23 protein-coding genes are annotated in these 24,966 nt (G+C 27.0%); 6 read left to right on the top strand and 17 right to left on the bottom strand.

Features of this window, described 5'->3' with window-relative positions:
• Positions 1 to 362: 362 nt before the first annotated feature.
• Complete coding sequence (locus IC758_RS06695; protein ID WP_227434262.1) at positions 363 to 563, bottom strand: cold-shock protein; 201 nt, start codon at positions 561 to 563, stop codon at positions 363 to 365.
• Between the two features lie 182 nt (positions 564 to 745).
• Positions 746 to 1,900: an amidase domain-containing protein gene (locus IC758_RS06690; protein ID WP_227434261.1), complete on the bottom strand. Its 1,155-nt coding sequence runs from the start codon at positions 1,898 to 1,900 to the stop codon at positions 746 to 748.
• A 250-nt stretch (positions 1,901 to 2,150) separates the two neighbouring features.
• Between IC758_RS06690 and IC758_RS06685 the strand changes: the two genes are divergently transcribed.
• The gene (locus tag IC758_RS06685) at positions 2,151 to 2,972 is read left to right on the top strand and encodes a pyridoxamine kinase (RefSeq protein ID WP_227860831.1); all 822 of its coding nucleotides are present in this window, start codon (positions 2,151 to 2,153) and stop codon (positions 2,970 to 2,972) included.
• 80 nt (positions 2,973 to 3,052) lie between these two features.
• On the opposite strand, the gene IC758_RS06680 is transcribed toward IC758_RS06685, so the two are convergent.
• From IC758_RS06680 to IC758_RS06645, 8 genes are all read right to left on the bottom strand, one after another.
• On the bottom strand, positions 3,053 to 4,444 hold the full coding sequence (locus IC758_RS06680) for a sensor histidine kinase (protein ID WP_227834634.1): 1,392 nt from the start codon (positions 4,442 to 4,444) through the stop codon (positions 3,053 to 3,055).
• Positions 4,445 to 4,576: 132 nt separating this feature from the next.
• Entirely contained in the window at positions 4,577 to 5,332 is a 756-nt protein-coding gene (locus tag IC758_RS06675; protein WP_227860830.1) for a lantibiotic immunity ABC transporter MutG family permease subunit, read from the bottom strand.
• Between the two features lies 1 nt (position 5,333).
• A complete protein-coding gene (locus tag IC758_RS06670; RefSeq protein WP_227434257.1) occupies positions 5,334 to 6,053 on the bottom strand; it encodes a lantibiotic immunity ABC transporter MutE/EpiE family permease subunit in 720 nt (239 codons plus the stop codon).
• A 1-nt stretch (position 6,054) separates the two neighbouring features.
• Positions 6,055 to 6,762: a lantibiotic protection ABC transporter ATP-binding protein gene (locus IC758_RS06665; protein ID WP_227434256.1), complete on the bottom strand. Its 708-nt coding sequence runs from the start codon at positions 6,760 to 6,762 to the stop codon at positions 6,055 to 6,057.
• A 126-nt stretch (positions 6,763 to 6,888) separates the two neighbouring features.
• Positions 6,889 to 7,419, bottom strand: coding sequence for a hypothetical protein (locus IC758_RS06660; protein WP_227823670.1), 531 nt, complete (start codon positions 7,417 to 7,419; stop codon positions 6,889 to 6,891).
• Between the two features lie 101 nt (positions 7,420 to 7,520).
• The gene (locus IC758_RS06655) at positions 7,521 to 8,594 is read right to left on the bottom strand and encodes a DUF4097 family beta strand repeat-containing protein (RefSeq protein ID WP_227434254.1); all 1,074 of its coding nucleotides are present in this window, start codon (positions 8,592 to 8,594) and stop codon (positions 7,521 to 7,523) included.
• A complete protein-coding gene (locus tag IC758_RS06650) occupies positions 8,587 to 9,516 on the bottom strand; it encodes a DUF1700 domain-containing protein (RefSeq protein ID WP_227482261.1) in 930 nt (309 codons plus the stop codon). The genes IC758_RS06655 and IC758_RS06650 overlap by 8 nt, the downstream gene beginning before the upstream one ends.
• The gene (locus IC758_RS06645) at positions 9,503 to 9,835 is read right to left on the bottom strand and encodes a PadR family transcriptional regulator (protein ID WP_009889116.1); all 333 of its coding nucleotides are present in this window, start codon (positions 9,833 to 9,835) and stop codon (positions 9,503 to 9,505) included. Before IC758_RS06645 ends, IC758_RS06650 begins: the two co-directional genes overlap by 14 nt.
• 189 nt (positions 9,836 to 10,024) lie before the next feature.
• Between IC758_RS06645 and IC758_RS06640 the strand changes: the two genes are divergently transcribed.
• Positions 10,025 to 11,155 (top strand): MGDG synthase family glycosyltransferase, encoded by a 1,131-nt coding sequence (locus IC758_RS06640; RefSeq protein ID WP_227834635.1) that lies wholly within the window; start codon positions 10,025 to 10,027, stop codon positions 11,153 to 11,155.
• 144 nt (positions 11,156 to 11,299) lie between these two features.
• On the opposite strand, the gene IC758_RS06635 is transcribed toward IC758_RS06640, so the two are convergent.
• Positions 11,300 to 13,198: a glutamine synthetase gene (locus IC758_RS06635; RefSeq protein WP_227434251.1), complete on the bottom strand. Its 1,899-nt coding sequence runs from the start codon at positions 13,196 to 13,198 to the stop codon at positions 11,300 to 11,302.
• A 313-nt stretch (positions 13,199 to 13,511) separates the two neighbouring features.
• On the opposite strand from IC758_RS06635, the gene IC758_RS06630 reads away from it, so the two are divergent.
• Positions 13,512 to 14,288: a 3'-5' exonuclease gene (locus IC758_RS06630; protein ID WP_227434250.1), complete on the top strand. Its 777-nt coding sequence runs from the start codon at positions 13,512 to 13,514 to the stop codon at positions 14,286 to 14,288.
• Positions 14,289 to 14,380: 92 nt separating this feature from the next.
• Here IC758_RS06630 and IC758_RS06625 read toward each other — a convergent pair whose 3' ends face one another.
• Together IC758_RS06625 and galT are read right to left on the bottom strand one after the other, a co-directional pair.
• Positions 14,381 to 15,133, bottom strand: coding sequence for an exodeoxyribonuclease III (locus tag IC758_RS06625; RefSeq protein ID WP_227434249.1), 753 nt, complete (start codon positions 15,131 to 15,133; stop codon positions 14,381 to 14,383).
• A 135-nt stretch (positions 15,134 to 15,268) separates the two neighbouring features.
• Positions 15,269 to 16,219 carry a galactose-1-phosphate uridylyltransferase gene (gene galT / locus IC758_RS06620; protein WP_227434248.1) on the bottom strand — a complete coding sequence of 317 codons (951 nt, stop codon included), beginning with the start codon at positions 16,217 to 16,219 and terminating at the stop codon, positions 15,269 to 15,271.
• Positions 16,220 to 16,593: 374 nt separating this feature from the next.
• Between galT and IC758_RS06615 the strand changes: the two genes are divergently transcribed.
• Positions 16,594 to 17,790: a pyridoxal phosphate-dependent aminotransferase gene (locus IC758_RS06615; RefSeq protein WP_227434247.1), complete on the top strand. Its 1,197-nt coding sequence runs from the start codon at positions 16,594 to 16,596 to the stop codon at positions 17,788 to 17,790.
• A gap of 87 nt (positions 17,791 to 17,877) precedes the next feature.
• Here the strand turns inward: IC758_RS06615 and IC758_RS06610 are convergent, their stop codons facing one another.
• From IC758_RS06610 to IC758_RS06600, 3 genes are all read right to left on the bottom strand, one after another.
• Entirely contained in the window at positions 17,878 to 18,330 is a 453-nt protein-coding gene (locus IC758_RS06610; protein ID WP_227434246.1) for a MarR family winged helix-turn-helix transcriptional regulator, read from the bottom strand.
• 309 nt (positions 18,331 to 18,639) lie between these two features.
• Positions 18,640 to 20,085 (bottom strand): adenylosuccinate lyase, encoded by a 1,446-nt coding sequence (gene purB, locus IC758_RS06605; RefSeq protein ID WP_227482258.1) that lies wholly within the window; start codon positions 20,083 to 20,085, stop codon positions 18,640 to 18,642.
• 140 nt (positions 20,086 to 20,225) lie between these two features.
• Positions 20,226 to 21,137, bottom strand: a complete 912-nt coding sequence (locus IC758_RS06600) for a tyrosine-type recombinase/integrase (protein ID WP_227434244.1) — start codon at positions 21,135 to 21,137, stop codon at positions 20,226 to 20,228.
• Positions 21,138 to 21,392: 255 nt separating this feature from the next.
• Here IC758_RS06600 and IC758_RS06595 point away from each other — a divergent pair, with 255 nt between their 5' ends.
• Positions 21,393 to 22,217: an undecaprenyl-diphosphate phosphatase gene (locus IC758_RS06595; RefSeq protein ID WP_227434243.1), complete on the top strand. Its 825-nt coding sequence runs from the start codon at positions 21,393 to 21,395 to the stop codon at positions 22,215 to 22,217.
• A gap of 39 nt (positions 22,218 to 22,256) precedes the next feature.
• Positions 22,257 to 22,787: a signal peptidase I gene (lepB, locus tag IC758_RS06590; protein WP_227434242.1), complete on the top strand. Its 531-nt coding sequence runs from the start codon at positions 22,257 to 22,259 to the stop codon at positions 22,785 to 22,787.
• 77 nt (positions 22,788 to 22,864) lie between these two features.
• Here lepB and IC758_RS06585 read toward each other — a convergent pair whose 3' ends face one another.
• Positions 22,865 to 24,652 (bottom strand): UvrD-helicase domain-containing protein, encoded by a 1,788-nt coding sequence (locus tag IC758_RS06585; protein ID WP_227434241.1) that lies wholly within the window; start codon positions 24,650 to 24,652, stop codon positions 22,865 to 22,867.
• Positions 24,653 to 24,966 lie beyond the last annotated feature (314 nt).

The raw sequence follows: 24,966 nt of genomic DNA, 5'->3' as shown, positions 1-24,966 counted from the left end.
TTTGCAGTAACTTTCTCCTTTCTCATTTTCTAAGTATTTTTTAGATACTATACGCTGTAACAAGCGTTTTTCTTTTAATAGCTTTAAATGTCTATACTTTATTAATATTTTTATATGGTCTATCAGCGTCACTTATTCTTTTTATAGAAAATTAACTAGAGGTTAATTGACTTAAACTTAGCCATAATAATTTTACTCTACACTATTAATTTTAACATATTTATCTTATTATTAATGCCTTTATTTTAATAATTTTAATTTATTTTGCAATTAATTTAGTTTACAAAAAACTGAAAAAACCGCTAAACGATTAGCGGCTTATCTGTCATATTACTAGAATACTAATATATATGAATTTTTAATTATAATCTAACTACGTTAGCAGCTTGAGGACCTTTAGCTCCATCCACTACTTCGAATTCAACACTTTGTCCTTCTTCTAATGATTTGTATCCATCTCCTGTTATAGCTGAGAAATGTACGAAAACATCTCCTTCACCTTCTACAGATATAAATCCAAATCCTTTTTCATTGTTAAACCATTTAACTACACCAGTTTTCATTAATAAATCCTCCTAAAAAAACACAATTATTTAGCTACTCTTTTCTGTAACCTTATTACTACTTTATCATATATAGCTATGTTTGTCAATTATTATTATTTTTATACATTAACAATCATTTTTTTTAATTTATAATATTAAATCATTGTTATCTTTTATACTTTATTTTTCTTTATAAATTTTTAATAGTTTATTTTTATTATATGGAATCTTATAGATTTATCACTCCAACCTAAATCCCATGGCACAAGCATTCTATCAGTATTATGACAGGTTACCAAAGGATATCCTCTTGAATCCAATCCCGTTACAGTCGAAACATGTGTTATTCTACCTTTTTTTTCATATCCTACAAAATCTCCAGGACGTAGATTATAAGCTTCTTTGTAAACATCTTCGTAAGAACCTTTAGCTATTAATGAACCTCTTCCGCTATAGAGAGCATAATTTTTAAAAGCTTGCGCATTTACCCATGCTTTTGTTCCTGCTCTTTCACTATAATTCCAGATTGAATTTTTCTTAAACTTTCCACTTTCAAACATTATCTGTGATGCAAAGTTGGCACAATCTCCACCTTCTGGATTATAATCTCTATAATTTGGATTAAACTTCATACCATGTTCTTCATCTGCTGCTGCTCCACAGTATTTATGTGCATAATCGATAGCCTTCTTTTGCTCTTCTGTAAGCTGTAACTCTACAGCATTTTGTTGACCAATATAGCTTCTTATATCATCAGATTTTATATTTTCTAAATTTAAAGAATCTGCAAAAGGGTCTGTATACCACTCTTTAGTTATTACATATTGATTATCTATGATTTTTACATTTAGATAGTGATATGTACCTATTCTAAATACATTTTCTTTGTCCTTTTGATTTTCATATGAGTACTTATACTCAGTTGATACAGAACATATTATGCCATATAAGTCTTTTTCTTTTTCTTTTATTTTTTTAACTTTGACTCTTGTCTTTATGTCTTTAAACTTTACACCTTGTTTACTAGACCAATTTTCTAAATACTTCATCTTTTTTACTTCATTTTCATAAGCCCAAAGACCAAACTTTTTTTCTGTTTCATAAAGACCTTTTAAAATATTTTCATTTTTCTCTAATATTGCCTTATTTCTGTAGTCAAATAAATTTTCAAGCAATAACTTATACTGGTCTTTTACATCATCACCTTCAACAGTAGCAGATTCTATAACTTTTTCTTTCATATTTTTCATACTTAAATCATTAATTAAAAATACACCTGCTGTAGTAGCTAAAGATAAAAATACAAATGCCATTATACCTTTGATGTACTTATTTTTATTTTTCAGTATTTTCAAAGCTACACCTCCCAAATAGTACACCTTACGAATAAATTCACAAAAAAGCTATTATTATATACAATAATTTTCATATTTAATAATTCTCTATCTTATTATGTCCAATATTAAAAATTAATTGTATTGATACACTGTTTTTTTTACAAATTTTTATTTTATAATCTACTTTTTTCTTTTTTTTATAGTAATATATATGTATATAAATATTTTGATATCATTATGATTAATACATACTAATGGAGGGTTTTTTATGCAAAAAAAAGTCGCAGCAATTAATGACTTATCTGGAATAGGAAAATGTTCATTATCAGTTGCTATACCTATACTTTCAGCATTAAAGGTTCAATGTTGTCCATTTCCAACAGCTATACTTTCAAGTCAAACTGGTTATCCTGAGTTTACATTTTTAGATTGCACTGATGAGATGGTAAAATATTCAACTGTTTGGAAAAATTTAAAAGTCAACTTTGATAGTATATATAGTGGTTTTTTAGGTTCAAAACATCAAATTGAAATAGTGGCAAACTTTATAAATGATTATCCAAATGCTTTTATCGTAGTTGACCCTGTAATGGGCGATAATGGAATTATGTATCCAATCTTTACAGAAGAAATGAGACATGAAATTAAAGAATTAGTTAGACATTCAGATTTAACTACTCCTAATTTAACAGAAGCTTGTTTCTTAACTGGAAATGACTATACAAAAAAGGATTATAATAGAGATGAACTTATAAATATTGCAAAATCTGTATCTTCTTTAGGACCTAGTAAAGTTGTAATCACAGGTATATTAGAAGATGATAATATATTAAATTTAGCTTATGATAGAGATACTGACCATATATTCTTTACTTCTGTTAAATACAATAACTGTTCTTATAGTGGAACTGGAGATATATTTACATCTATGCTTTGTGGTATGCTAGTGAATAACCATGACTTAGGAATAGCTGTTAATACTGCAACAGATTTTATATATAAAACGATAAATTATACGTCTCAATTTGACACTGATAGAAATGATGGAGTGATGTTCGAAAACTTTTTATCAGATTTAATTAATATATAAAATTAACCACAAAAATTATCCATTTTACAAATACCTACCAAGTATATAAAATTTAGGTATTTATAAAATGGATATAAGTATTAAATTATTGGTATTTCAATTGTTATCATTGCTCCACTAGTTTTTATAGAATTTTCAACATTTAAATTACCATTATGTTTTTGTATAATAGTATTTGCAATGTATAGACCCATACCATAATGAGATTTAGAGTTCCTACTCGAATCGCCTGTATAAAACTGTTCTGTAGCTTTTGATAAATCTTCCTTAGAAAAACCTCTTCCACAATCTGTAATTACAAATTTTAAATATCTTTGATTTACTAATACATCAAAATATAACTTACTTTGATTTGTTGAATAATCAATAGCATTTGAAATTATATTCATAATAGCTCTAAATAATAATTCTCTATCTATTGTTATATTCTTAGGTAAATCATCTTGCTTATAAAATTCCACATCTAAACTTTTTGTACTGGCCAGTGCTTCTATTTGCACCAAAACATCCTCTATAAATTTATCAATATTAATACTTTCTTTATTAATTGTATAACCTTTATCTGCTTTAGATATGTATATTAGAGTGTTAATATATTTTTCTATCTGAGTAACACCATTTGCTATATATTCCATATATTCTGATAGCTCAGGATTGTCATTTATTTCAATCAATAAGTCCGCATTTCCATGTATAATGGTTAATGGGGTCTTTATATCATGTGCTAATGCAGATATCTGTTCTTTTCGAGTTTCTTCCAGTCTCCACTGCTTTTCTAGAGAATCTTTTAATGCTAGCTTCATTTTTTCTATAGAAAAGAGAACATTATCAATTTCATAAATATCACTAGATTCTATTGTAAAATCTAAATCTTGCTGTTGTATTTTTTCTGTAGCATTTTTCAAAAGGTCCATTTTTGCATTAATTTTTTTACCAAAAGATTTTGATAGTATAACCACTTCAATAAAAAATGCTACAACAAAAATAATTATCCCTAATACTTCTGGCTTTGGCAAATATTTTCTTAAACCTGGAGAATTGAATTCTGATACTATATCATATCTTATTATACATACTTCATTTTGTCTAAAAAGTTTTATATAATTGTCTGACGAATGTCCACTTTTTACTTCAATACCTTTCATTAAATTCCAAGTTTTTTTTGCTTCTTCATTATTAAAAGTTCCCGAAGTCAATTTACCATCTAAAGTGTAGATTCCATAGTCACAAAAATCTGGTATTATATCTTTAGTTACTTTTTCACTTGAAATAATTTCATCTTTATATTTGTAGATTTGCTTTTCTGTATAATTGGATGGCAACACTACTCCTAATGATAATAACACAGAAAACAAAAATACTAAAAGAACTCCCAAAGTAATTGTTGTAACAAAGAATACAGACAAATATCTTACAAAAATAGTTCTTAACTTTACAACTTTTTTATTATTAGAATTTTTTTTCCGAAACATTCGTATCATATCCTCCAAACAGTTTAATTAACACCTAAGCAACTGTATATCTGATTATTTTTATCTCTTTTCTGTTATCAAATTATACTATAATATAATAATACAAATAATCTAAATAAACAATTAATTATTTTATTCTTCAGATTTCTTACCTTCCCATTTAGAAAACCAAATACATAAAATTACAAATGCTAAAATAGTTGCAAAGCCACAAATTAAACCTATTGACTGAAACTCTTGAATTGATTCAATTTCTTTAGAACTTGAAAAAGATGCCCAAACACTTACAAATCTAACACCCCATGCACAAGGAATATACTGCCATATACCATCTCCTAGTCCAGTTAGTAATAGTGCTGAAAGTAAAGTCTCCACTATACCTACTCCAATTGATGTTCCTTTTCCAAATCTCAAACTTAAGAATAAATGTAATATATATTCAAATAGATTACTTCCTGCTAAAATTAAAATTGAAATCATATAAAAACTTAGTGTAAAATGATTATTATTAAAAATAGTATCTATACCAAATTCAAAACCTAACACAGAAACTAATGTTGCTCCAAAACCAAGGCATATTAAAATTACATATTTACTTATAATTGTAAGGTATTTTGGATTAGATGATGTTAGTATATGCTTATAATTTCCTGAGTAATATTCTTGTTCAACGCACATTGAACACATAATACTTGATAATAAAGGAAAAGCTATAGCTATAACTTGTAAATATGCTCCTATCTTTGATATACTATCATAACCTGAAATATTGTAATATCCTAAAAATAAGCCTATTCCTACTAATGCAATACAAAAGTGTATTAGTACTATGTAAGTTCTTTTTAGTTTTATCAAGTCAGAATTAAATAGTCTTATTAGTTGTGCCATATTATTTCACCTCTCTATTTTTAAACCAAGCACTTGTAGCTAAAGTAAATAATATAAATAAGGCAATAGATATTAATATCCCTGGTAAAATGACATTAGTGCTTAAAAGTTCATTTCCTTCTGGTACAGGAAGTCCATTTGGTAAAATATGCAATATTGCAGCCATTAATCTTGATGGAATTGAATATGGAAATAAGCACCATGAACTTGTAGTTGAAAAAACAGCTACTCCAAATACAGTGAAAAACATATTTATTAAAACTGTAATAAACAAACCAAATTTTGAGGCTAAAAACATACAAAGTGGAATTTGCCACATAAATAGTAAGATAAGTACTATAGTTCCAATAATATTTTGATTTATTAAAATAGTTTTCTTATAAACTACTCCAATAAAAACTATCCCTATCATGAAAATAATTGAAGATATACAAAGTATAATGGTACAATAAAGTATTTTTCCAGTCCAGATATTTTTTTTGTCAACTGGCAATGACAATACACCTCGATACTTCTTTTTTTCATCTTTTTGTACTACTAAAGAACAAATCAAAGTTATTGCTCCTGGAAGAAACATAGTATACCACCAATTGTAAGCACCATTTTGTCCTCCACCTAGTCCAAAGCAGATAAGTATAGAAAATATTGGGGCTATCCAAGACAATCTCATTCCAAAAGTTCCTTTCATCTTTAGGAATTCTGCTCTAACAAATCTTTCCATGTTACTTACCTCTCTTTCTATTTTCAGCTACAACTTTCATAAAAAGTTCTTCTAAATTTTGTTCCCTTGATACTTCTCCTTGATACCCTATTACTCCATTAGAAATTATTCCAATTTCATCTACAACTTGCTCAACCTCAGATAAAATATGACTTGATAAAATAACTGTAATTCCTTGTTTTGGAAAAGAACGAATCAGTTCTCTAAGTTCCTCAATTCCAATAGGGTCAAGTCCATTTGTAGGCTCATCTAAGATTAAAAGTTTTGGGTGATTTAATAATGCAATAGCAATACCAAGACGTTGCTTCATACCCAGAGAAAACTGACCTGAACGCTTTTTAAAAGTATCTCTTAAATCAACAATCCCTAAAACTTCTTCAATGCGAGAGTCGTGAAGACCAAGTAATGTAGTATGAACTTTTAAATTTTCTCTTGCTGTTAAATTCTCATATATAGCAGGTGATTCAATAAGAGACCCAATGTTTGCTAAATCTTTTCTAGTCCATCTATGACCTTCAAATAATATCTTCCCAGAAGTGGGGTTTAAGATTCCTGTTATCATTTTTAATAAAGTGGATTTCCCAGCTCCATTCGGTCCTAATAATCCATAAATAGAATTATGTTTAATTGCAATTGAAATATTATCAACTGCAACCTGCTCCTTAAACTTTTTAGAAACTCCTTTTACTTCCAAAATATAATTACTCATAATTTTCATCCTTTCTTTTGTCAAACTTATTTACAAGAATCATTCTAAATCATAAATATAAGGATTTTATAAGAATTAAAAAATTATAAAAAAAATGATGTGCTTTTAAATAAAACACATCATTTCTTATGTTAACTCTATTAATTCTCCATTGTAGTATATCTCTACTTCTTCAATCCAAATACTATTATCATCTTCTTGAATGACATTTTTGATAATATTATTTATAGTATATATTATATTTTGTTCATTTAAATAATCATCTTTCCAAGAAACTCTCCCCTTTTCATCAGGTTCAACTAAGTTTATCTTAACTAGACTATCTTTTTCCTGAACTTCTACTTCCATATCTAAACCATTAAAATACTCATGTGATAAAGTATCTAAGATTAACTGTAGTTTTTCTTTTAATGTACTTTCTTCATCTATTTGTAAGTATTTTACTATCTTTTCATCCTTTGAAACTATCTCTATAGGTATTTTAGCTGTTCTTCTAGGATTAATTGTATCAGTTTCTTCTTTGATATCTTCACCTTTCTTTACAACTGCAGAATCTCTAGAATCAACCAATTCTACTTTGTCAACTTTATAATCCATACATGCTGTACTCAATAAAGTAGTAGCAATTATTAAAAAACTTACTGCTATTTTATTCATAAGTATCCCTCTCCCAATTCTATTTCGATACTTATTATACCATAGTATAGACTATATTTTTATACTTTTAGGTCAATTTATTAATTATAGTAATGAATTATTTACATTTCTAATTTATTTGAATTTATTTTTATAGTATACTCTTGTTCTAAATTCGACAAGTTTTCATTTAAAAGCCCTTTTATTTCTCTTATATTTTTATATGCGTTATGATTTTCTTCACTGTGTTCATATTCAATTGAACTATCATTGTATTCTTCTGACTCATCATTAATTTCTTCTATTCTTTCTTTAGATTTTATATCGCAATTAAACTTATACTTATTTACTGGTAGACTAAGACTTACTTTAGAATTTGGAACCTCTATATCTAAATTTTTAGCAATTGGAAAATCACAATATATGCTAAAGTTGTTATCGTAATGTGAATTTCTACCTATTTTTTCTTTTATATTTATATTTTCAGGTATATATTGTTCTACATTATTGACAAATATGTCTTCATATTCTGAAGATATATCTAATGATTCTGTTTCTATATTTACGTTTTTAACACCTAAGACTGATTTTGTAGATAATTCAAGATTATTGCTAGATATTAAGTTTAATGTATCTAACTTATTTATATTATTTTCAGTTATAACTCTCTCAAATCTTCCATAAGAAGTCTTATATGTTATATTGCTTGAAGCTACATTATCATATACTAATAAAGATGAATCTACACTTGATACATTTATATCTACATTATTTGGTACATAGATTACTATTTCCCTATAATCTCCTGAAAACATATTATTTATAGATGTATTGAATAATTGGTCAAAATTTTTAATTTTTTTAACACGATTTTCATATTTTCTTTCACCTTTTACAACTAATGTCTTATCCTTTAAAGTTACATTATATTTGTAAAATTCATTGTTTCCTCTTGTTGTCACACGTACATCTTCACTTGAATGTCTCTTTATCGTAACATTTATATTGCCAACAGATACATCTAACTTGTCAATATTTACTTTTTCTTGATAAAGTTTATTTTCCTTTTTGAATTCAGCTTCTTTTTCGAGTCCAAAGTTTATTAAGCTTGGCATAACTAAAATCCCTGACCATGTTGTTCCAATTATACCTATTACCAATAAAACCGCAGCAAATATGGCAAGTTTCTTATTCATGTTTATCTTCTCCTTTCTTATCATCTATTTCTTCAAAATCTTTATACATTGCCTCAAAATTTATACTATCATCGTTGTAATTATCAGATTCCTTTATATTCTCTTCTTTTTCTATATTACAATAATCATCATATAAATCTTCATTACTATCTTTATTTAAATCTTTCTCACTTAAAGTATCCTTATTTCTTTTTTCCATCTTTTTATTTGCATTTATATAAATGTTTTTTCTCTTTATCCAATTTATATAACTGCCTAACAATTGTTTACCTAACTTTATAACAAACAGTAAAATTTGCCATGCCAGTATCTCTAAACCTATAAATGCTATAGTCGCAAATATACAAAACATTGTAACATCTGGAACCATTGAAATAAATTTAATCACAAATGGAATTGATATGACAAAAGCAATCAATGTACATACTAACCCAATAGCAACTGAAATAATAGCACATACAAATGCAAATGCTGGAATAATCAATAATAAGGATAAAAATACTAATAAAATCTTTATAGCTTCTCTAGATACTCCTCCGACACCTTCTTCTATACTTGGAGTAAGCTTATCATTTACTCTTTCTTTCGATTTATTGTACTTTTCTTTAGCTTCATCTTTTAAAATAGAATAACCCTTTTTCATATCTAACTTGAATTTACTAAACTTATCATTTAAAATATCTGTGTTTATTATTTTTTCATCTTCAATGTTTTTTTCTTTTGTCTGTAGAATAAGTTCTCTTGCTATAGATTTTGGTGAACCAAGCGATGCTATTATTTCCATATCACTCTTTCCTTCTATAATCCCATCTACAAAATATTCTTCATAATCTCTCAATATATCATTAACTTCGCTCTCAGAAAAATCTTTTTTTAGATAATCCTTTAAAATTTCCAGAAACTCAGTTTTATTCAAGTTCATTACCTCCCTCATCTTCACTTATTAAAATCTCAACAGCTTTTACAAATTCTCTCCACTCTTCCATCAGATTGGATAAGTTTTCTTTTCCTAGTGAAGTTATTCTATAGTATTTTCTAGCAGGACCCTCATTAGATTCTAGTATATACGTTTCAAAATACAAATCTTTTGTCAGTCTTCTTAGAATAGGATATATCGTTCCTTCATTTACATCTATTACTTTGGAAATATTATGTACTATTTCATATCCATACATATCTTTTTTAGATATTAGAGCAAGTACACAAATTTCTAAGACACCCTTTCTAAATTGTGTGTTCATATACTCCATCCTTTCTTTAAATACACAGTATTGTGTTTTACAAGGTACTATGTTAAAACTTCTTATGCTTTTATAATAACACAGTACTATGTTTTACACAATAGTTATTTTTTAATATTATTATTGATTAAATTCTTATGTAAATGTATAATACTCTAATCAGATATATTTTATGAAAGTGGTGATAAATTGTCTAAAACAAAAGAAGATAAAACTATATTAATCTTAACAGCTCAATTTGGTGCTGGTCATATAAGTGCTGCAAAAGCAGTTAAAGAATGTATTATGGAAAAATATAGTAATTACAATGTTGTTATACAAAACTTTATAAATGCAAGTATACCTATGATGAATAAGCCTATGGTGAAGCTTTATGAAAACAATACAAAATATACTCCTGGATTATATAATTATTATTATTATTTTAAGAAATCGTTTGACTCAAGACATGATTTCTCTCATAAATTATATACACCTAAACTTTCTGAGTATATTTCTGATATAAATCCAGATTTGATTATCTCTACATTTCCACTAGCTGCTGCTTGTGTAAATAATTTTAAGATAAAAAACCCTGATATAAATATACCAACATTGACAGTTATCACAGATGTTGTAGACAGTATGGAATGGGTTTTTGAAAATACAGATTTATATTTTGTTCCATCTCCAGAGATAAAAAATAGATTTTTTCAAAAAGGAATAAGTCCAGATTCCATAAAAGTTACTGGTGTTCCTGTAGATAAGAGATTCCAGATTGAAAGTAAAGAACCTTGTTGTGGAAAATATAGGCTATTGCTTTTGGGTGGAGGAAGAGGTCTATTTGATATAGATGAGGATTTTATGCATTGGATAGATGACTTCATTGAAGAACATATTAATTCCATAGAGATTACAATAGTTACAGGTAAAAATAAAAAACTATATGATAATTTAACTCATAAAAAACCTCTAAAAAATATAAAAGTACTTGGATTTGTAAATGATATGTACAATCTGATAAAAGAATGTGACTTAATGTTGACTAAACCTGGAGGAGCAACTATATTTGAAGCAATCCAGTCTCAAACTCCAGTACTTGTTAAAATGCCAAAAGTTGGTCAAGAAATTGAAAATGCTAAATTTATAATAGATAAAGGACTTGGAATGATTTATAGTGATGACTTAGACCTAAAAAATATATTTTATAAGTTAGTATCAAATGAGTTTGATTCTATAATAAATTTTATGAAAAAGAATCTAGAAGAGTTTAAAACAGTCATTCATCCAGATGAAATTGCTGATTATATATCAGAATTAATAGATAATCAATATAATTAATTTTATATTAATTTTATTGTAAAACTTAAAATCCAAAATTAAAGGCAATTGAGTATGGTTTTTACATTTGAGATTTAACTCAAAATGATTTAATCATACTTAATTGCCTTTATAACATCAAAATCAAATTATTACTACTTTATCTTAATATATATTTTTCTTGTATTGCATATATAATTGTTGTATTTCTTCCATGCTTCTCTTTAGTTCTATTTGTAAATCCGAAGCAGTTTGATAATCTTTATTTTCTACAGCCTCTCTTACTCTAGTAAATAGTGATTCCCTAGTTAAAGTATCTTTCATAATATTAAACTTTAAGTCTGATATTGAATTCCAAACTACTTCATCAAGTGCATCCATATTTTCTTTTGTGTGTACTTTTACAATACTTCTTATCTTTTGAATTCCAGCTTCTATTATTCTAGTTTTTAATTTTTTTTGCCACTTATCTATTGCCCCAACTTTAAATGATTCTATTATACTATCAGTAAATACATCACCTTGTTTTAAAGATTTTAATTTAGAAGCATATATTTCTAGGTTTTTCATATTTTCATAAACTGTTGCTGGAGGTGTTCCAAATCTTGCATTTCTTTCTTCTAAATTATAATGTTCAAATACATCATTTTCATCTCTATATGCTCTGTCTTTTTCTAAATAGAAACTTTCTTCTCCCACATTTTTAGATAATTCTTTTTCTAGTTCTTTAGTACTAAGTCCACTCTTAGCTGCTGCTTTTATACCATCTAACATTGTTTGATAACATCCTGCTATTACTAGGTAAGTATTAGATAGAGGACTTGGTGATCTTAATTCAAATCTTACAGTTTTTGGATTCTTTATATCTCTTATTAACCCAACAAGTACCGACCTATTTCTAGATGGCATTTCATAACTATGACCTAAAGATGTAACTATACATACAGGTGCTTCAAATCCAGGAACCAGTCTATTAAATCCATCATTAGAAGCTGTTACAATCGGATTTAATACTTCATAATTATAAAGAAGTCCCATAAGAGCTCCATACCCTAATTCACTTAGATAGTCTTCTTTTAAATCTTTTGGAGCAAATAAGTTTTTGATACTTCCATCTTTTAATTTTGCACTTACTCCTACATGTGTATGACCACCACTTCCTGCAACTCCATGAATTGGCTTTGCTTTAAATGTAACTTCTAATCCATGCGATGTAAATACATCTTCTATAACATCTCTTACTAATAATTCATTATCTGCCGCTTGTAGTGGTGTAGAAAACTTCCAAGAAACCTCTAATTGCTCCATAGCATGGTTTGTTTTTCCATCTATACTTATAGAACTTTGAATTCCCCCAACCTCTTTATGAGCCATTTCAGGGCTTACACCTAGCTTTTGAAGTATTATTAAACTTTGTTCCAGACAAGTTCTTATAATACCATGAGTTCTTTTCCAGTATTGTTCTTTTAAGCTTTGTGATACATATAATTTTTCTAAGTCAGCTTTATCTTCAGGAGTATTAACCCAAAATTCGAGTTCTGTAGCTGCTGTTAACATTATTTCTTCTATATCATCTACTGAGTTTATTCCTATATTGTTTATTACATGTGGATATTCTCTAAATATTTCAAACATAGATTTCTTAAAATATTTATCTGCTTTTTGAAGAATTCCCCTAGAACATACTTTTTTATTATCGTGTATTAGAAATGCAGGTATCTTTAATGTTCCTACAGGCAACCCTACTTCTTCATCTATGTATTCCATATTGTAATCTACATACCAATGACAACTTTTATCTGGCATTAAGTCTACTTTTGCATTATTCAATGTTGCTATATTGTAAAGTTCAACACTTGAACCATCAGTTTGTATAGCTGATTCTAAGAATTTATCTATATCCTCTAAAAATAATTCTACAGGAATTTTTTCATCTGTTGCATTTCCTCCTAAGTCAACTCCCATTAAAGAAACGAATCTTATGTTTTTATTGCTCTCTAGGATTTCTCTTATTTCTTCATTGGTATGCTTATCTTTCTCTATTACATATAATAAACTCTCCATCTTTTCACTCTCCTATGATTTTTGTGTAAATTTTATTTTATTAAATATACAAGATAAAATTCATTTTTCCTTATATTTATGAATTTTTCTTGCAAAATATTCGTGTTTTATTCGTGTTTTTATTTATATTATTATATATCAAGTACAAAAAGTTCGCAATATTTTTTCTTGGAAAAATATTATACATACAATAGTTTAACATTTTTATAAATATGGGGTATACTAAAATAAAAGTATTTTTGTTTAAAAATTTAATTTAGCTTATAATATAATCTATACTAGTAATAATACAAAAATTTAGGAGATAAACTTTATGGAATACATAATTTTCGATTTGGAATTCAACCAAGGATTTGACAAAAAACTCAATAAAACTGTGTCCAATGAAAAATGTCCTTTTGAAATTATACAAATAGGAGCAATTAAACTGGATTCTAAATTTAATATAGTAGATACATTTAATAGCTATATTAAACCTACACTATACAAGGCAATGCACCCTTTTATTAGTCGTATGACCAATATTAAAGACTCTGATTTTAACGATTCACCTACTTTTCCTGAGGTTTACAACAATTTCATAAAATTCATAGCATCACACGACCCTATACTATGTGTTTGGGGGGTTGGAGATTTAAAGGAGTTATACAGAAATATCAATTATCATAAGCTAGCATCAGATATTTTACCTAAGTCTTATATTAATATTCAACAACATGCATCTAAATATTTTAATAATCCAGCAGGAAAAAGTATTGGCTTGAAAAATGCTATTTCTATATTGGAACTTGATGAAAAAATGTCTTATCACAACGCTTTAAATGATGCATATTATACAGCGAAGGTTTTTATTAAGATATATAATCCAAGCATAGTACCTGATATATATGTGTATACAAATATTAAATCTAAATCTATAAAGTATTCTAATAAAAAAAGAGTTGACTATGATAAATTATTTGATGAGTTTAAGAAAATTCTAAATCGTGATTTGACTAAAGATGAGAAAAAAATTATTAATTTAGCTTACAACATGGGAAAAACAAATCAATTTGAATTAGAAAACTCTAAGCAAAGAAAAAATAAGTGAAATTTATTTAGGTTAAAAAAAGGCATGTAGATTAAAAGAATAATTAACTTTAAATTTACATCTACAGCCCAATTTTTATCCTGATTAAACTTCTATATTATCTCTAATTCTACTGGACAATGGTCTGACCCCAATACCTCAGTATGTATATTTGCATTTGTCAATCTATCTTCTAATTTTTTAGATGCACAAAAATAATCGATTCTCCATCCAGCGTTATTTTTTCTTGCATTAAATCTATATGACCACCAACTATACACTCCTTCTTTATCAGGATTAAAGTATCTATATGTGTCTATAAATCCACTATCTAATAATTTAGAGAATTTTTCTCTTTCTTCTTTTGTAAAACCTGCGTTCTTTGTATTGTTTTTAGGATTTTTTAAGTCTATTTCTTTATGTGCAACATTCATATCTCCACACACTATTACAGGCTTATGATTATCTAATTTAACTAAATAATCTATAAAGTCATCTTCCCATCTAGTTCTATATTCTAATCTCTTTAATTCAGATTGAGAATTTGGCGTATATACAGTAATAAAATAAAAATCTTCAAATTCTAAAGTTATAACTCTACCTTCCTTATCATGTTCTTCTATATTTATTCCATACATTACTTTTAAAGGCTCTTTTTTTGTAAATATAGCAGTACCTGAATAGCCTTTTCGCTCTGCATAATTCCAGTACTGAAAATAACCTGGCAAATCTAACTCTATTTGCCCTTCCTGTAATTTAGTCTCTTGTAAGCAAAATATATCTGCATCAATATCTCTAAAAAAGTCTAAAAATCCTTTCCCAACACACGCTCTTATCCCATTGACATTCCACGATATAAATTTCATATTCCACTCCTCATCTAAATAGCAATTTTCTATTAGTTTTTTTATTTATTTTTCTATTTGTTTTTATTTTAACATTAATATACTATAAATTTATTTTAAAATCATTATTTCTTTAATACCTAAAAGATACATACTTTAATCAAATTTTAATTTTTTTGTTAATTCTTCAGGATTCATTGAAGAAACATACATATTTGTTCCAAGTTCAAATCCTCCAAGGTTATACTTTCTTGGTATTATGTGCATATGGACATTAAAGTATGATTTTGTTTCAATTTTTGTTGGATGAGTATGGATACATAAGTTAAATGGCATATACCCATTTATATTATATAATTTTTTAAATAACTTTTCGAATATCATAGAAATCTCTTTTACATTATTATCTGTTAATTCATCAAACTTTATGTTGTCTTTAAATATTACTCTTACTTCACCACTGTACTTAGTTGCATATGGTATAATCACTAAAAAAGCGTCTCCATTATAAACCACTCTTTTATTTAAACTTATTTCATTTTCTACCAAGTCATTATACAAAGAGCTTTTATTACTATCATAATACTCTTTTGAAACCAACAATTCATTTGTAATTTCAGGTGGAATAAAAGACATAGATAGTATTTGAGCATGTGGATGCATCAAAGATGCTCCAGCCTTTCTCAAGAAATTTTTAAAAATACTCACATATTCTACTTTGTCATCTTTCGACAAATCTTTAAATCTATTTCTATACATAAAAAAAACATCTTCAAATTCTTTTTGATTCATATTGTAAAAACTGCTGTTATGTTTATTGCTTTCTATCATTACCTCATGAATACCATATATATCTCTTGCCAAATCATCAATTATAGGAAATTTATTATATATAGATTTTACAAGCCAACCTTCATCACCTTTTATTTCAAATAGTGTATCTGTTGCATAAGCTTCATTTCCCTTACAAAATGGGCATCCTTCATCGTATTCATTCGTTTCTTCTTCATCATTTGGTACATCAATTGTATCTAATGGTCTTTTCAGCCTATCAGTAGCAAATATAACAACATCATTAGTAATTGGATCTATTCTTAATTCTCTCATAATTAACACCTCTTAGTTAATAGCCTTTAATATAATTATATGATATTTATTGTATCTGTTAAATAAATTTATAATATTTTTTATAATTTTACATATTTAGTATTAGGTATTTTAATTTTCTAATACAAAAAAATTATAACTAATATATCCATATATTATCATACTATAAATAAGTTTATGTACATATAATTTATTAGTATAAATACGAGTGTTTCACTGTAATTTGTTAAAAGTTTATTTTAAAGCTATATTAATTTTTTTTGATGATTTTTACCTATAAGTATGTTATTATTATCTTGTAAAGATGTCTTGTATTCCAATATACAATTTACATAATACAATATACGTATTTAAATTAAATAGGGGGTATTAAAATGAATTATTCAAACAGAGTTAGTGCAATGCAAGCCTCTCCAATCAGAAAACTTGTTCCATTTGCACAAGCAGCAAAAGATAAAGGAATCAAAGTATATCACTTAAATATAGGTCAACCAGACATAAAAACTCCTCAAGGGTTTTTTGATGCTGTTAAAAACTTTGATAGCGAAGTTTTAGAATATGCTACTTCTGAAGGTATTCCAGAATTATTAGAAGCACTTCAAAATTACTACAAAACTTACAACATGGATTTTGAAAAAGATGAATTATTAGTGACTAATGGTGGTAGTGAAGCTTTACTTTTCACTATGATGGCTGTTTGTGACCCAGGAGATAATTTATTAGTTCCAGAACCATTCTATACTAACTACAATGGATTTGGTCAATGTGTAAACGTGGAAGTTAATGCTGTTACAACAAAAGCAGAAAACGGTTTCCACCTTCCATCAAAAGAAGAAATAGCTTCTAAGGTAGATGATAGAACTAAAGCTATAATTCTTTCTAACCCAGGAAATCCAACTGGTGCAATTTATACAAAAGAAGAACTTAATATCCTAGCTGAAATAGCTAAAGAAAAAAATCTATGGATAATAGCAGACGAAGTTTATAGAGAATTTGTTTATGATGGACTTGAGTATACTAGCTGTGGTAACTTAGAAGGTGTACAAGACAGAGTTATAATAATAGACAGTGTTTCTAAGAGATACAGTGCTTGTGGTGCTAGAATTGGTTCTATCGCTTGTAAAAATAAAGGTCTTATAGCTCAAATACTTAAATTGTGTCAAGGAAGACTTTGTGTTCCTACATTAGAACAAATAGGAGCTGTTGAATTATACAAAACTCCAGCTTCTTACTTCAAAGAGGTTAATGAAGAATACAAAAAAAGAAGAGACGTATTATACAATGAATTAATGAAAGTTGAAGGTGTTATATGTAAAAAACCAACTGGTGCATTCTATATAGTTGCTAAATTACCAGTTGAAAATGCAGAAGATTTCACAATCTGGATGTTAAAAGAGTTCAGTAAAAATAATGAAACTGTTATGGTTTGCCCTGCTGAAGGATTCTATGCTACTCCAGGTTTAGGACGTGACGAAATAAGATTAGCTTACATCCTAAATGAAACTGACCTTCATAGAGCTGCTACATTATTAAAAGAAGGTTTAGAGCAATATGTAGCTTTACACAAATAAATTTTAAAAGTTTACTTTATGTAAATTTTATCAGATAAAAAGTCCCCTTTTCAACCAATATTTGAAAAGGGGATTTTTCATAGTTTTCTATCTAAATTCGTCTTTATTTAATATATATTGAAGAGTATTTATTGCTCCTAGATAGTTCTTTCTATCTTCTTCAGTTAGTCTAGAAAGCTTCTCTTCTAATCCATCACTCAATTTATCCATAAAATCAGAAGCTATCTTATCTCCTTCTTCTGTAATATCAATTAAATACTTTCTTCTATCAACTAAATCTCTTTTTCTTGTTACATATTTCTTTTCTGTTAAATCATCTACCATACTAGTTAGACTGCCTTTTTCTATATTTAATTTAGAGCATAAATCAGTCATGCTTATTACTCCATAATTTCTTATAAATACTAATGCTCTTAATTGTGTTTTATTTACATTATAGTCTGGTGCGAATTTTTTTAGGTCTTCTAAATATAAGCTAGAATAAATCTTCGGAAATGTTTTTACCAAAAAACTTATAGTATCTTTTACTACGTATTTCATACAATCACCTCAGTTGTTTTAAAATTTATTAAATTATCTAACTAACTTATTTCAGTTTACATTAAAAATATTGCAAGTACAATAGTTTTTAAATAATGATTAAATTTAATTAGTAATCTTATTGTTTTTCTTATTTTTAATAATATTTCTCTGATTAAATATTATTTATATAGCTATTTTATTAAATTCATGATATAGTAAATAAGGAAGAACTCTTCACAGCGGTGAAGAGCAGACGCTAGCCCATTAAAATGGCTATCTTATTTATAAATAAGATAGCCATTTTTAATTATATTTTATCTATAAAACTTACACTCTTAAATCCACATCTACTTTTCCTAAATCTTCTTTATAATCTTTTATAGCTGGTTCTACAACTTCATTTACAAATTCTACAACTTGTTCTGGAGCTCTACCTATAAAGTTTTTTGGGTCCATTATAGATAATATTTCTTCCTTACTCATTTTAAATGAATCATCATTCATTATAAGCTCAATTAAATTATTATCTTTACCTTCATGTTTAACTCTATAAGCAGCTTTCATAGAATATTCTCTTATTATCTCATGTAATTCCTGTCTATCTCCACCTCTTTTTACAGCTTCCATAAGTATTGTTTCTGTAGCCATAAAAGGAAGTTCTTCATTTACACGTTTATTTATCATATTTTCATATACTACTAACCCATCAGTTACATTTATACCTATTTCAAGTATAGCATCTGCTGCCATAAAAGCTTGAGGTATAGCTAATCTTTTATTGGCTGAGTCATCTAATGTTCTCTCTAACCATTGAGTAGCCTGTACCATTGCAGGGCTTATAGATTCAGATATTATATATTTAGATAAAGAAGCTATTCTTTCACTTCTCATTGGATTTCTTTTATAAGCCATTGCTGATGAACCTATTTGATTTTTTTCAAATGGCTCTTCTAATTCTTTTAGACTTTGTAAAAGTCTTATGTCATTAGTCATTTTATGCATACTTTGAGCTATTCCTGATAATACACTTATTACTTGATAGTCCAGCTTTCTAGTGTATGTTTGTCCACTTACTGCATAAGAAGAACTATATCCCATTTTGTTACAGATTTTCTTATCTAACTCTTTTACTTTTTCATGGTCTCCTTCAAATAAACTTAAAAAACTTGCTTGAGTCCCAGTAGTCCCTTTAACTCCTCTTAATTTCATATTGTCTATTCTATAATTTAAGTCTTCTAAATCAAGAATTAAATCTTGAGCCCACAAACAAGCTCTTTTCCCTACTGTTGTAAGTTGTGCTGCTTGAAAGTGCGTAAAACCAAGAGCTGGCATATCCTTATACTTAAGTGCAAATTCTTTTAAGTTGTTTATCAAATTTACAAGCTTTACTCTTAAAAGTTTTAGAGCTTCATTCATTTGTACAACATCTGTATTATCTCCAACATAAGCAGATGTTGCTCCTAAATGAATGATTCCTTTAGCTTTTTCACATTGTAAACCATACGCTTTTACATGAGACATTACATCATGTCTTACTTCTTTTTCTATTTTTCTAGCTTCATCAAAATTTATATTATCTATATTAGCTCTTAACTCATCTAATTGTTCTTCAGTTATATTGATTCCTAACTCATGCTCACCTTCAGCAAGAGCAACCCATAATCTTCTCCATGTAGAAAATTTAAATTGCGGAGAAAATATATAACTCATATCTTTACTACAGTATCTATCTGTAAGCGGATTTGAGTATGTAGTATATTTGTTATCTATCATTATATTAGCACCTTCCTTAAATCTTTTGTTGTATAGTTATTATGTACATATTAGTACATAAATAATTATATATAATTTTACGAACTATAACAAGGCTTTTTTGTTTTTTGTTCATATTTATATAGATTATTTTTTATGTTCTAATATTTTTTATTTATATCTAGATTATCTTTTTCAATTAAATAATCCACAATCTCGCTATCAACAAAATTCAATACATATTTATACCTAATTGCATAGTATTTATCACTCCAGCCAAGTTGATTTTTTACGTCACTCTCATCTGCCCCAAGTCTTAAACTTATTGCTGCAAATGAATGTCTAAAGTCTCTTGCTGAATATTGAGAAAGTCCTGCTAAATCTAATGCTTTTTTTACTATCAATCTGACATTTCTATCTGTTATAGAATTGCTTTTTTGAGTTGTAAAAATAAAATCATCATTAGGTATTATTACTTCTGGAAGTCCAGAATAGTTTCTGTAGTCTTCTAAAAGCCTAAAAAAGTATGGATGTAACTTTACTACTCTCTCTTTTCTTCCCTTTCCTAGTCTAACATACGAGTTATCGTTTTCATCTACCATAAGGTCTTTCCACTTTAAGCTAACTAATTCATTTAATAAACACCCAGTAGTAACTAGACAGACTATTATCACTCTATCTCTTATATTCAGTTTTGGCAAAATACCTATAAGCTTATTTATTTCCTGTATGCTTAAAACATCATCCTTTGTCTTTATTCTAGTTACTGTTGGTTTTTCTACATGTCTAAATGGATTTATATCTATATATCCTTCTTTTTTTAAGAAGTTGTAAAAACTATGTAAATAACTATATATCTTTTCACAAGTTGATTTTGCATATTTGGTTTGTATATAGTCCACAAAATTTTTACAATCTTCTTTTGTTACATAAATTAATTCCTTTCCTTTTAGAAACTCTTTAAATAACATAACCTTTGATAAATAATCGTGTTTTGTATTTGGGTTTAATTTTGTAGAAAAAACATTAAAAGTTTCATACTCATAATCATCCAATATTTTCGTACTATACATAATAACTCCTTTCCTTTTCATAAAATAAAATAGTTATACTTTTACTATACCATATATTTCCCCCTCATATATACCCCTTATTCAATAGACAAGTTTCAAGTTTATGATTTTAAATTATGAAGGTTTTATGAAAATATCAATCTTCCATTGTGCACTACACAGTACTATGGTATTATAAGTTAGTAAAAGATGGCATATTTTATTAATCTTTGAATAAAATATGCTACTATAAATTTGTATTGGAGGTATTTAAATTTGGAAACATTTAGTTTGCTTGAAGTTTTTAAAGCAGTCATTTTGGGAATAGTTCAAGGAATTACAGAATGGCTACCAGTAAGTAGTACAGGGCATATGATATTAGTTGATGAATTTATAAAATTGAATTTTTCATCTACATTTATAAATACATTTTTAGTTGTAATTCAATTTGGTTCAATATTGGCTGTACTTGTTATATTTTTTAGGAAGTTAAATCCTTTTGATAGTGCAAAAAATACTAAACAAAAAAAAGAAACAGTTCGCTTATGGCTTAAGGTTATAATTGCAGTTATACCATCTGGAGTTATTGGTATACTGTTTGAGGATGATATAGACAGATTATTCTTCAATTCAACAGTAGTTGCAATTGCTCTTATTGTATATGGTATAATAATGATAGGACTTGAAAATAGAAATAAAAGACCAAAATATAAAGATTTTTCTCAAGTTACATATAAACTAGCTCTTTGTATAGGTTTATTCCAATGTCTAGCTCTTATTCCAGGTACATCTAGATCTGGTTCAACTATAATCGGTGCAGTATTACTTGGTACTTCTAGATACGTAGCAGCAGAATTTTCATTCTTCTTAGCTATTCCTACAATGCTTGGAGCTAGTGCATTAAAACTTTTAAAAGCTGGGTTTGGATTTACTGGATTTGAATGGCTTATTTTAGGTGTTGGCTCTGTAGTAGCTTTTATAGTTTCAATCGTAGTTATTAAGTTTTTTATGGATTATATCAAAAAACACGATTTCAAAGTCTTTGGCTATTATAGAATAATTTTGGGTATAGTTGTTCTTGGTTATTTCTTTTTATTCTAGAGTATTTTAATTTAATGACAAATGATAAGGAGAAAAATTATGAGTGTTAAAAAGGAAATATTTGATTGGATTAAGTCAATAGCCATGGCTATTGTACTTGCATTTGTAATATTACAATTTATAAGACCTTCTATTGTTAGTGGAGAATCAATGTATCCTACTTTAGATGATAAAGACTATCTAATTTTAAATAGAATATCATATAAAGTTGGTAAACCTGAAAAAGGTGATATTGTAGTTTTTAAAACTAATTTAGTTGATGGAGATACTGGAAAGAAAAAAGATTTAATAAAGAGAGTTATAGCTACTGAAGGTGACAGTATAAAAATATCAAATTCTAAAGTATATGTAAATGGCAAATTACTAACCGAACCATATATACATAATAATTATACTTCTGGAGATATAGACACAGTTGTTCCAGAAGGAAAGTTATTTGCAATGGGTGATAACAGAGAAAATAGTAATGATAGTAGATTCCCAGATGTAGGTATGGTTGATGAAGACGAAATTCTTGGTAAGGTCATGGTAAGGTTATTACCTTTTGATAATATTGGAAAAGTAAGTTAAAAAAATAAGAGACTGAGTTGGTAATATTTATTCTACACAATTCAGTCTCTTTTAATTTTTTGAATTCAAAATATGTTTTATTCCCTATCTTCTTTTGATTCTGTAATAATTCTTATTATATCACTTGCATCTTCATTAAAGGTTGTTACTATACTTAGATAGTCAGTGGCCCTGCTCATAGCCAAATAAACCTTATTTAAATCACCTACAAAGTCATTTACTTGATAATCTTGCTCTGTATCATTTATTGTTTGATTATACAACATTTCTAACTCACATATTATTATCGCTTTATATTCTAAATTCTTTATTGTATATATATTTGCTATTGTCGTTCCTATCTTCTTACTTATGTTTGTTAAGTTATCTTCTGCGCATATATAAGGAATTTGTGCTTCTTCTAATGCCTTTTTTAACATGTATTGAAAATAAATAGTTTTTCCACTTTTTAATTTCTTCTTATTATAAGGATATACAATAGCAACTTCAGAATAATCAAGACCTTTTTTGCTTATTAAATATTCGATTTCCCATATTACAGAACTTATTTGGTCATCTAAATCACTTACTTTTATTATATCAACCGACTTATTACCACCTCTAAGTGCTTTTGTATTAAAAAAAGTATTAAACTTTGTATTAGGTCTTAATTCATTAATATAAGCGTTAGAATTATTGGAAAAATTATTTGTAAAATCAACAATTTCTTTAGCTTGCCTATAATTTTTATTTAATATTATTTTATCATCAAACTCTATATTGCTGTATAGTTTCCTAAATATATTTAGTCTATTAAAGATATTTAAAGAGTTACAAGAATACACATTAAATATGAATTTTGTTTTATATAAAAACTCTCTTATAAAATCTATTTCATAATCTAAAAAACTTTCTGCTTCATCAATAAAAATCGCCTTAAACATATTTTTATTCTTTATAATGTTTTGTGCTTGCTTTACAAGATTATTAAATGTTTTTTCATAATCATTTTTTAACATATTATAGTCAATAATTAGATTATATTTTTTAGCTAATTTAAATATAAAGGAACTAAATGTATGAACTTCTAAATTATTATTGTCTTTATATAATAATTCTATTCTTTCTCGAAGTTCATTACATAGTTGTTTTGTATGTGTAAATATTAGTAACTTATGATGTGGATATACTTTTGCCAGTTTTATAGCTCTAGAAAGCATATTTGCCGTTTTTCCTATACCAGAACCGCCTTCAATAAGTGTATTTCCATATTTAATAGAAATAGCATCTTTAATTTGAATTTCTTCCATCATAGTTGCTGTATACTTATAGTCATCATTATAGAAGGAAATTTTTTTAAATTTTTCGTTTAGGTGAAGTGTGTCATTTATTATATAGTATTCTGAACATATATCTAATAAAAATAAATTTAAATTTATTTCATCATTTTTTTCCTTAAGATATTCATCCAGTGAAGCACTAGCCATTATATCTTGAAGCTTATTTTTATCTATTATATTATTATTCACAAATTCTTCAAACTCATAAGCTTCGTCTACTTCAACATATGGCATAATGTAAACATAGTTATAGCTTATATTTCTATTCTTTTGTCCCATTTTTAGTTTCAAAAGCTCATATTCCTCATGCATAACTTCAAGTAACTCTTCTTCCAAAATAAAATATATGTCTTCTGTTGTATCCATAAATTTTATAAATAAAATTTTTCCATCTTTTACATACAACAAGTCAGTATTTATTCCTTTAAAAGGAGTAACTTTTGGCACTACTTTAACGTCCTTATTGATATTTTCGTAAAATACTTTCTCGAATTCTTTCAATTTCAGGGCGTCTAACTGAGAGTTTATATTTATGTATTGGCTCACTTATATTACCTCCTTCTGTTATAACTAATTATACCATTTTAAACTATATTTTTATATATACTTTTTATAGGCAAATTTCGTAAACAAATTCAAAATAAGTACAAATAAATACAAAACTATTAAAGAAAAATTGCAATAAGTATAGATATATATAAATATAAAATTCTTTATGATAAGCACTGACAAAATAAACTTCAGAATTATTTTTTTAAATAATAAATAAAATCTACTCTAAAAAGGTAAAATTTCTTTAACTAGTGACTTATATTACTTAATTATATAAAAATTAACGAACAAAAAATTTTAAAACCTGC

The organism is Clostridioides sp. ES-W-0016-02 (assembly GCF_020641035.1).
In the GTDB taxonomy this organism is placed as follows: domain Bacteria; phylum Bacillota; class Clostridia; order Peptostreptococcales; family Peptostreptococcaceae; genus Clostridioides.
This window is presented reverse-complemented; position numbering and strand designations above follow the sequence as displayed.

Coding starts and splice junctions, on each gene's coding strand:
- IC758_RS06695 (WP_227434262.1), bottom strand. CDS start 563: ATGAAAACTGGTGTAGTTAAATGGTTTAACAATGAAAAAGGATTTGGA.
- IC758_RS06685 (WP_227860831.1), top strand. CDS start 2,151: ATGCAAAAAAAAGTCGCAGCAATTAATGACTTATCTGGAATAGGAAAA.
- IC758_RS06680 (WP_227834634.1), bottom strand. CDS start 4,444: ATGTTTCGGAAAAAAAATTCTAATAATAAAAAAGTTGTAAAGTTAAGA.
- IC758_RS06675 (WP_227860830.1), bottom strand. CDS start 5,332: ATGGCACAACTAATAAGACTATTTAATTCTGACTTGATAAAACTAAAA.
- IC758_RS06670 (WP_227434257.1), bottom strand. CDS start 6,053: ATGGAAAGATTTGTTAGAGCAGAATTCCTAAAGATGAAAGGAACTTTT.
- IC758_RS06665 (WP_227434256.1), bottom strand. CDS start 6,762: ATGAGTAATTATATTTTGGAAGTAAAAGGAGTTTCTAAAAAGTTTAAG.
- IC758_RS06660 (WP_227823670.1), bottom strand. CDS start 7,419: ATGAATAAAATAGCAGTAAGTTTTTTAATAATTGCTACTACTTTATTG.
- IC758_RS06655 (WP_227434254.1), bottom strand. CDS start 8,594: ATGAATAAGAAACTTGCCATATTTGCTGCGGTTTTATTGGTAATAGGT.
- IC758_RS06650 (WP_227482261.1), bottom strand. CDS start 9,516: ATGAACTTGAATAAAACTGAGTTTCTGGAAATTTTAAAGGATTATCTA.
- IC758_RS06645 (WP_009889116.1), bottom strand. CDS start 9,835: ATGAACACACAATTTAGAAAGGGTGTCTTAGAAATTTGTGTACTTGCT.
- IC758_RS06635 (WP_227434251.1), bottom strand. CDS start 13,198: ATGGAGAGTTTATTATATGTAATAGAGAAAGATAAGCATACCAATGAA.
- IC758_RS06630 (WP_227434250.1), top strand. CDS start 13,512: ATGGAATACATAATTTTCGATTTGGAATTCAACCAAGGATTTGACAAA.
- IC758_RS06625 (WP_227434249.1), bottom strand. CDS start 15,133: ATGAAATTTATATCGTGGAATGTCAATGGGATAAGAGCGTGTGTTGGG.
- galT (WP_227434248.1), bottom strand. CDS start 16,219: ATGAGAGAATTAAGAATAGATCCAATTACTAATGATGTTGTTATATTT.
- IC758_RS06615 (WP_227434247.1), top strand. CDS start 16,594: ATGAATTATTCAAACAGAGTTAGTGCAATGCAAGCCTCTCCAATCAGA.
- IC758_RS06610 (WP_227434246.1), bottom strand. CDS start 18,330: ATGAAATACGTAGTAAAAGATACTATAAGTTTTTTGGTAAAAACATTT.
- purB (WP_227482258.1), bottom strand. CDS start 20,085: ATGATAGATAACAAATATACTACATACTCAAATCCGCTTACAGATAGA.
- IC758_RS06600 (WP_227434244.1), bottom strand. CDS start 21,137: ATGTATAGTACGAAAATATTGGATGATTATGAGTATGAAACTTTTAAT.
- lepB (WP_227434242.1), top strand. CDS start 22,257: ATGAGTGTTAAAAAGGAAATATTTGATTGGATTAAGTCAATAGCCATG.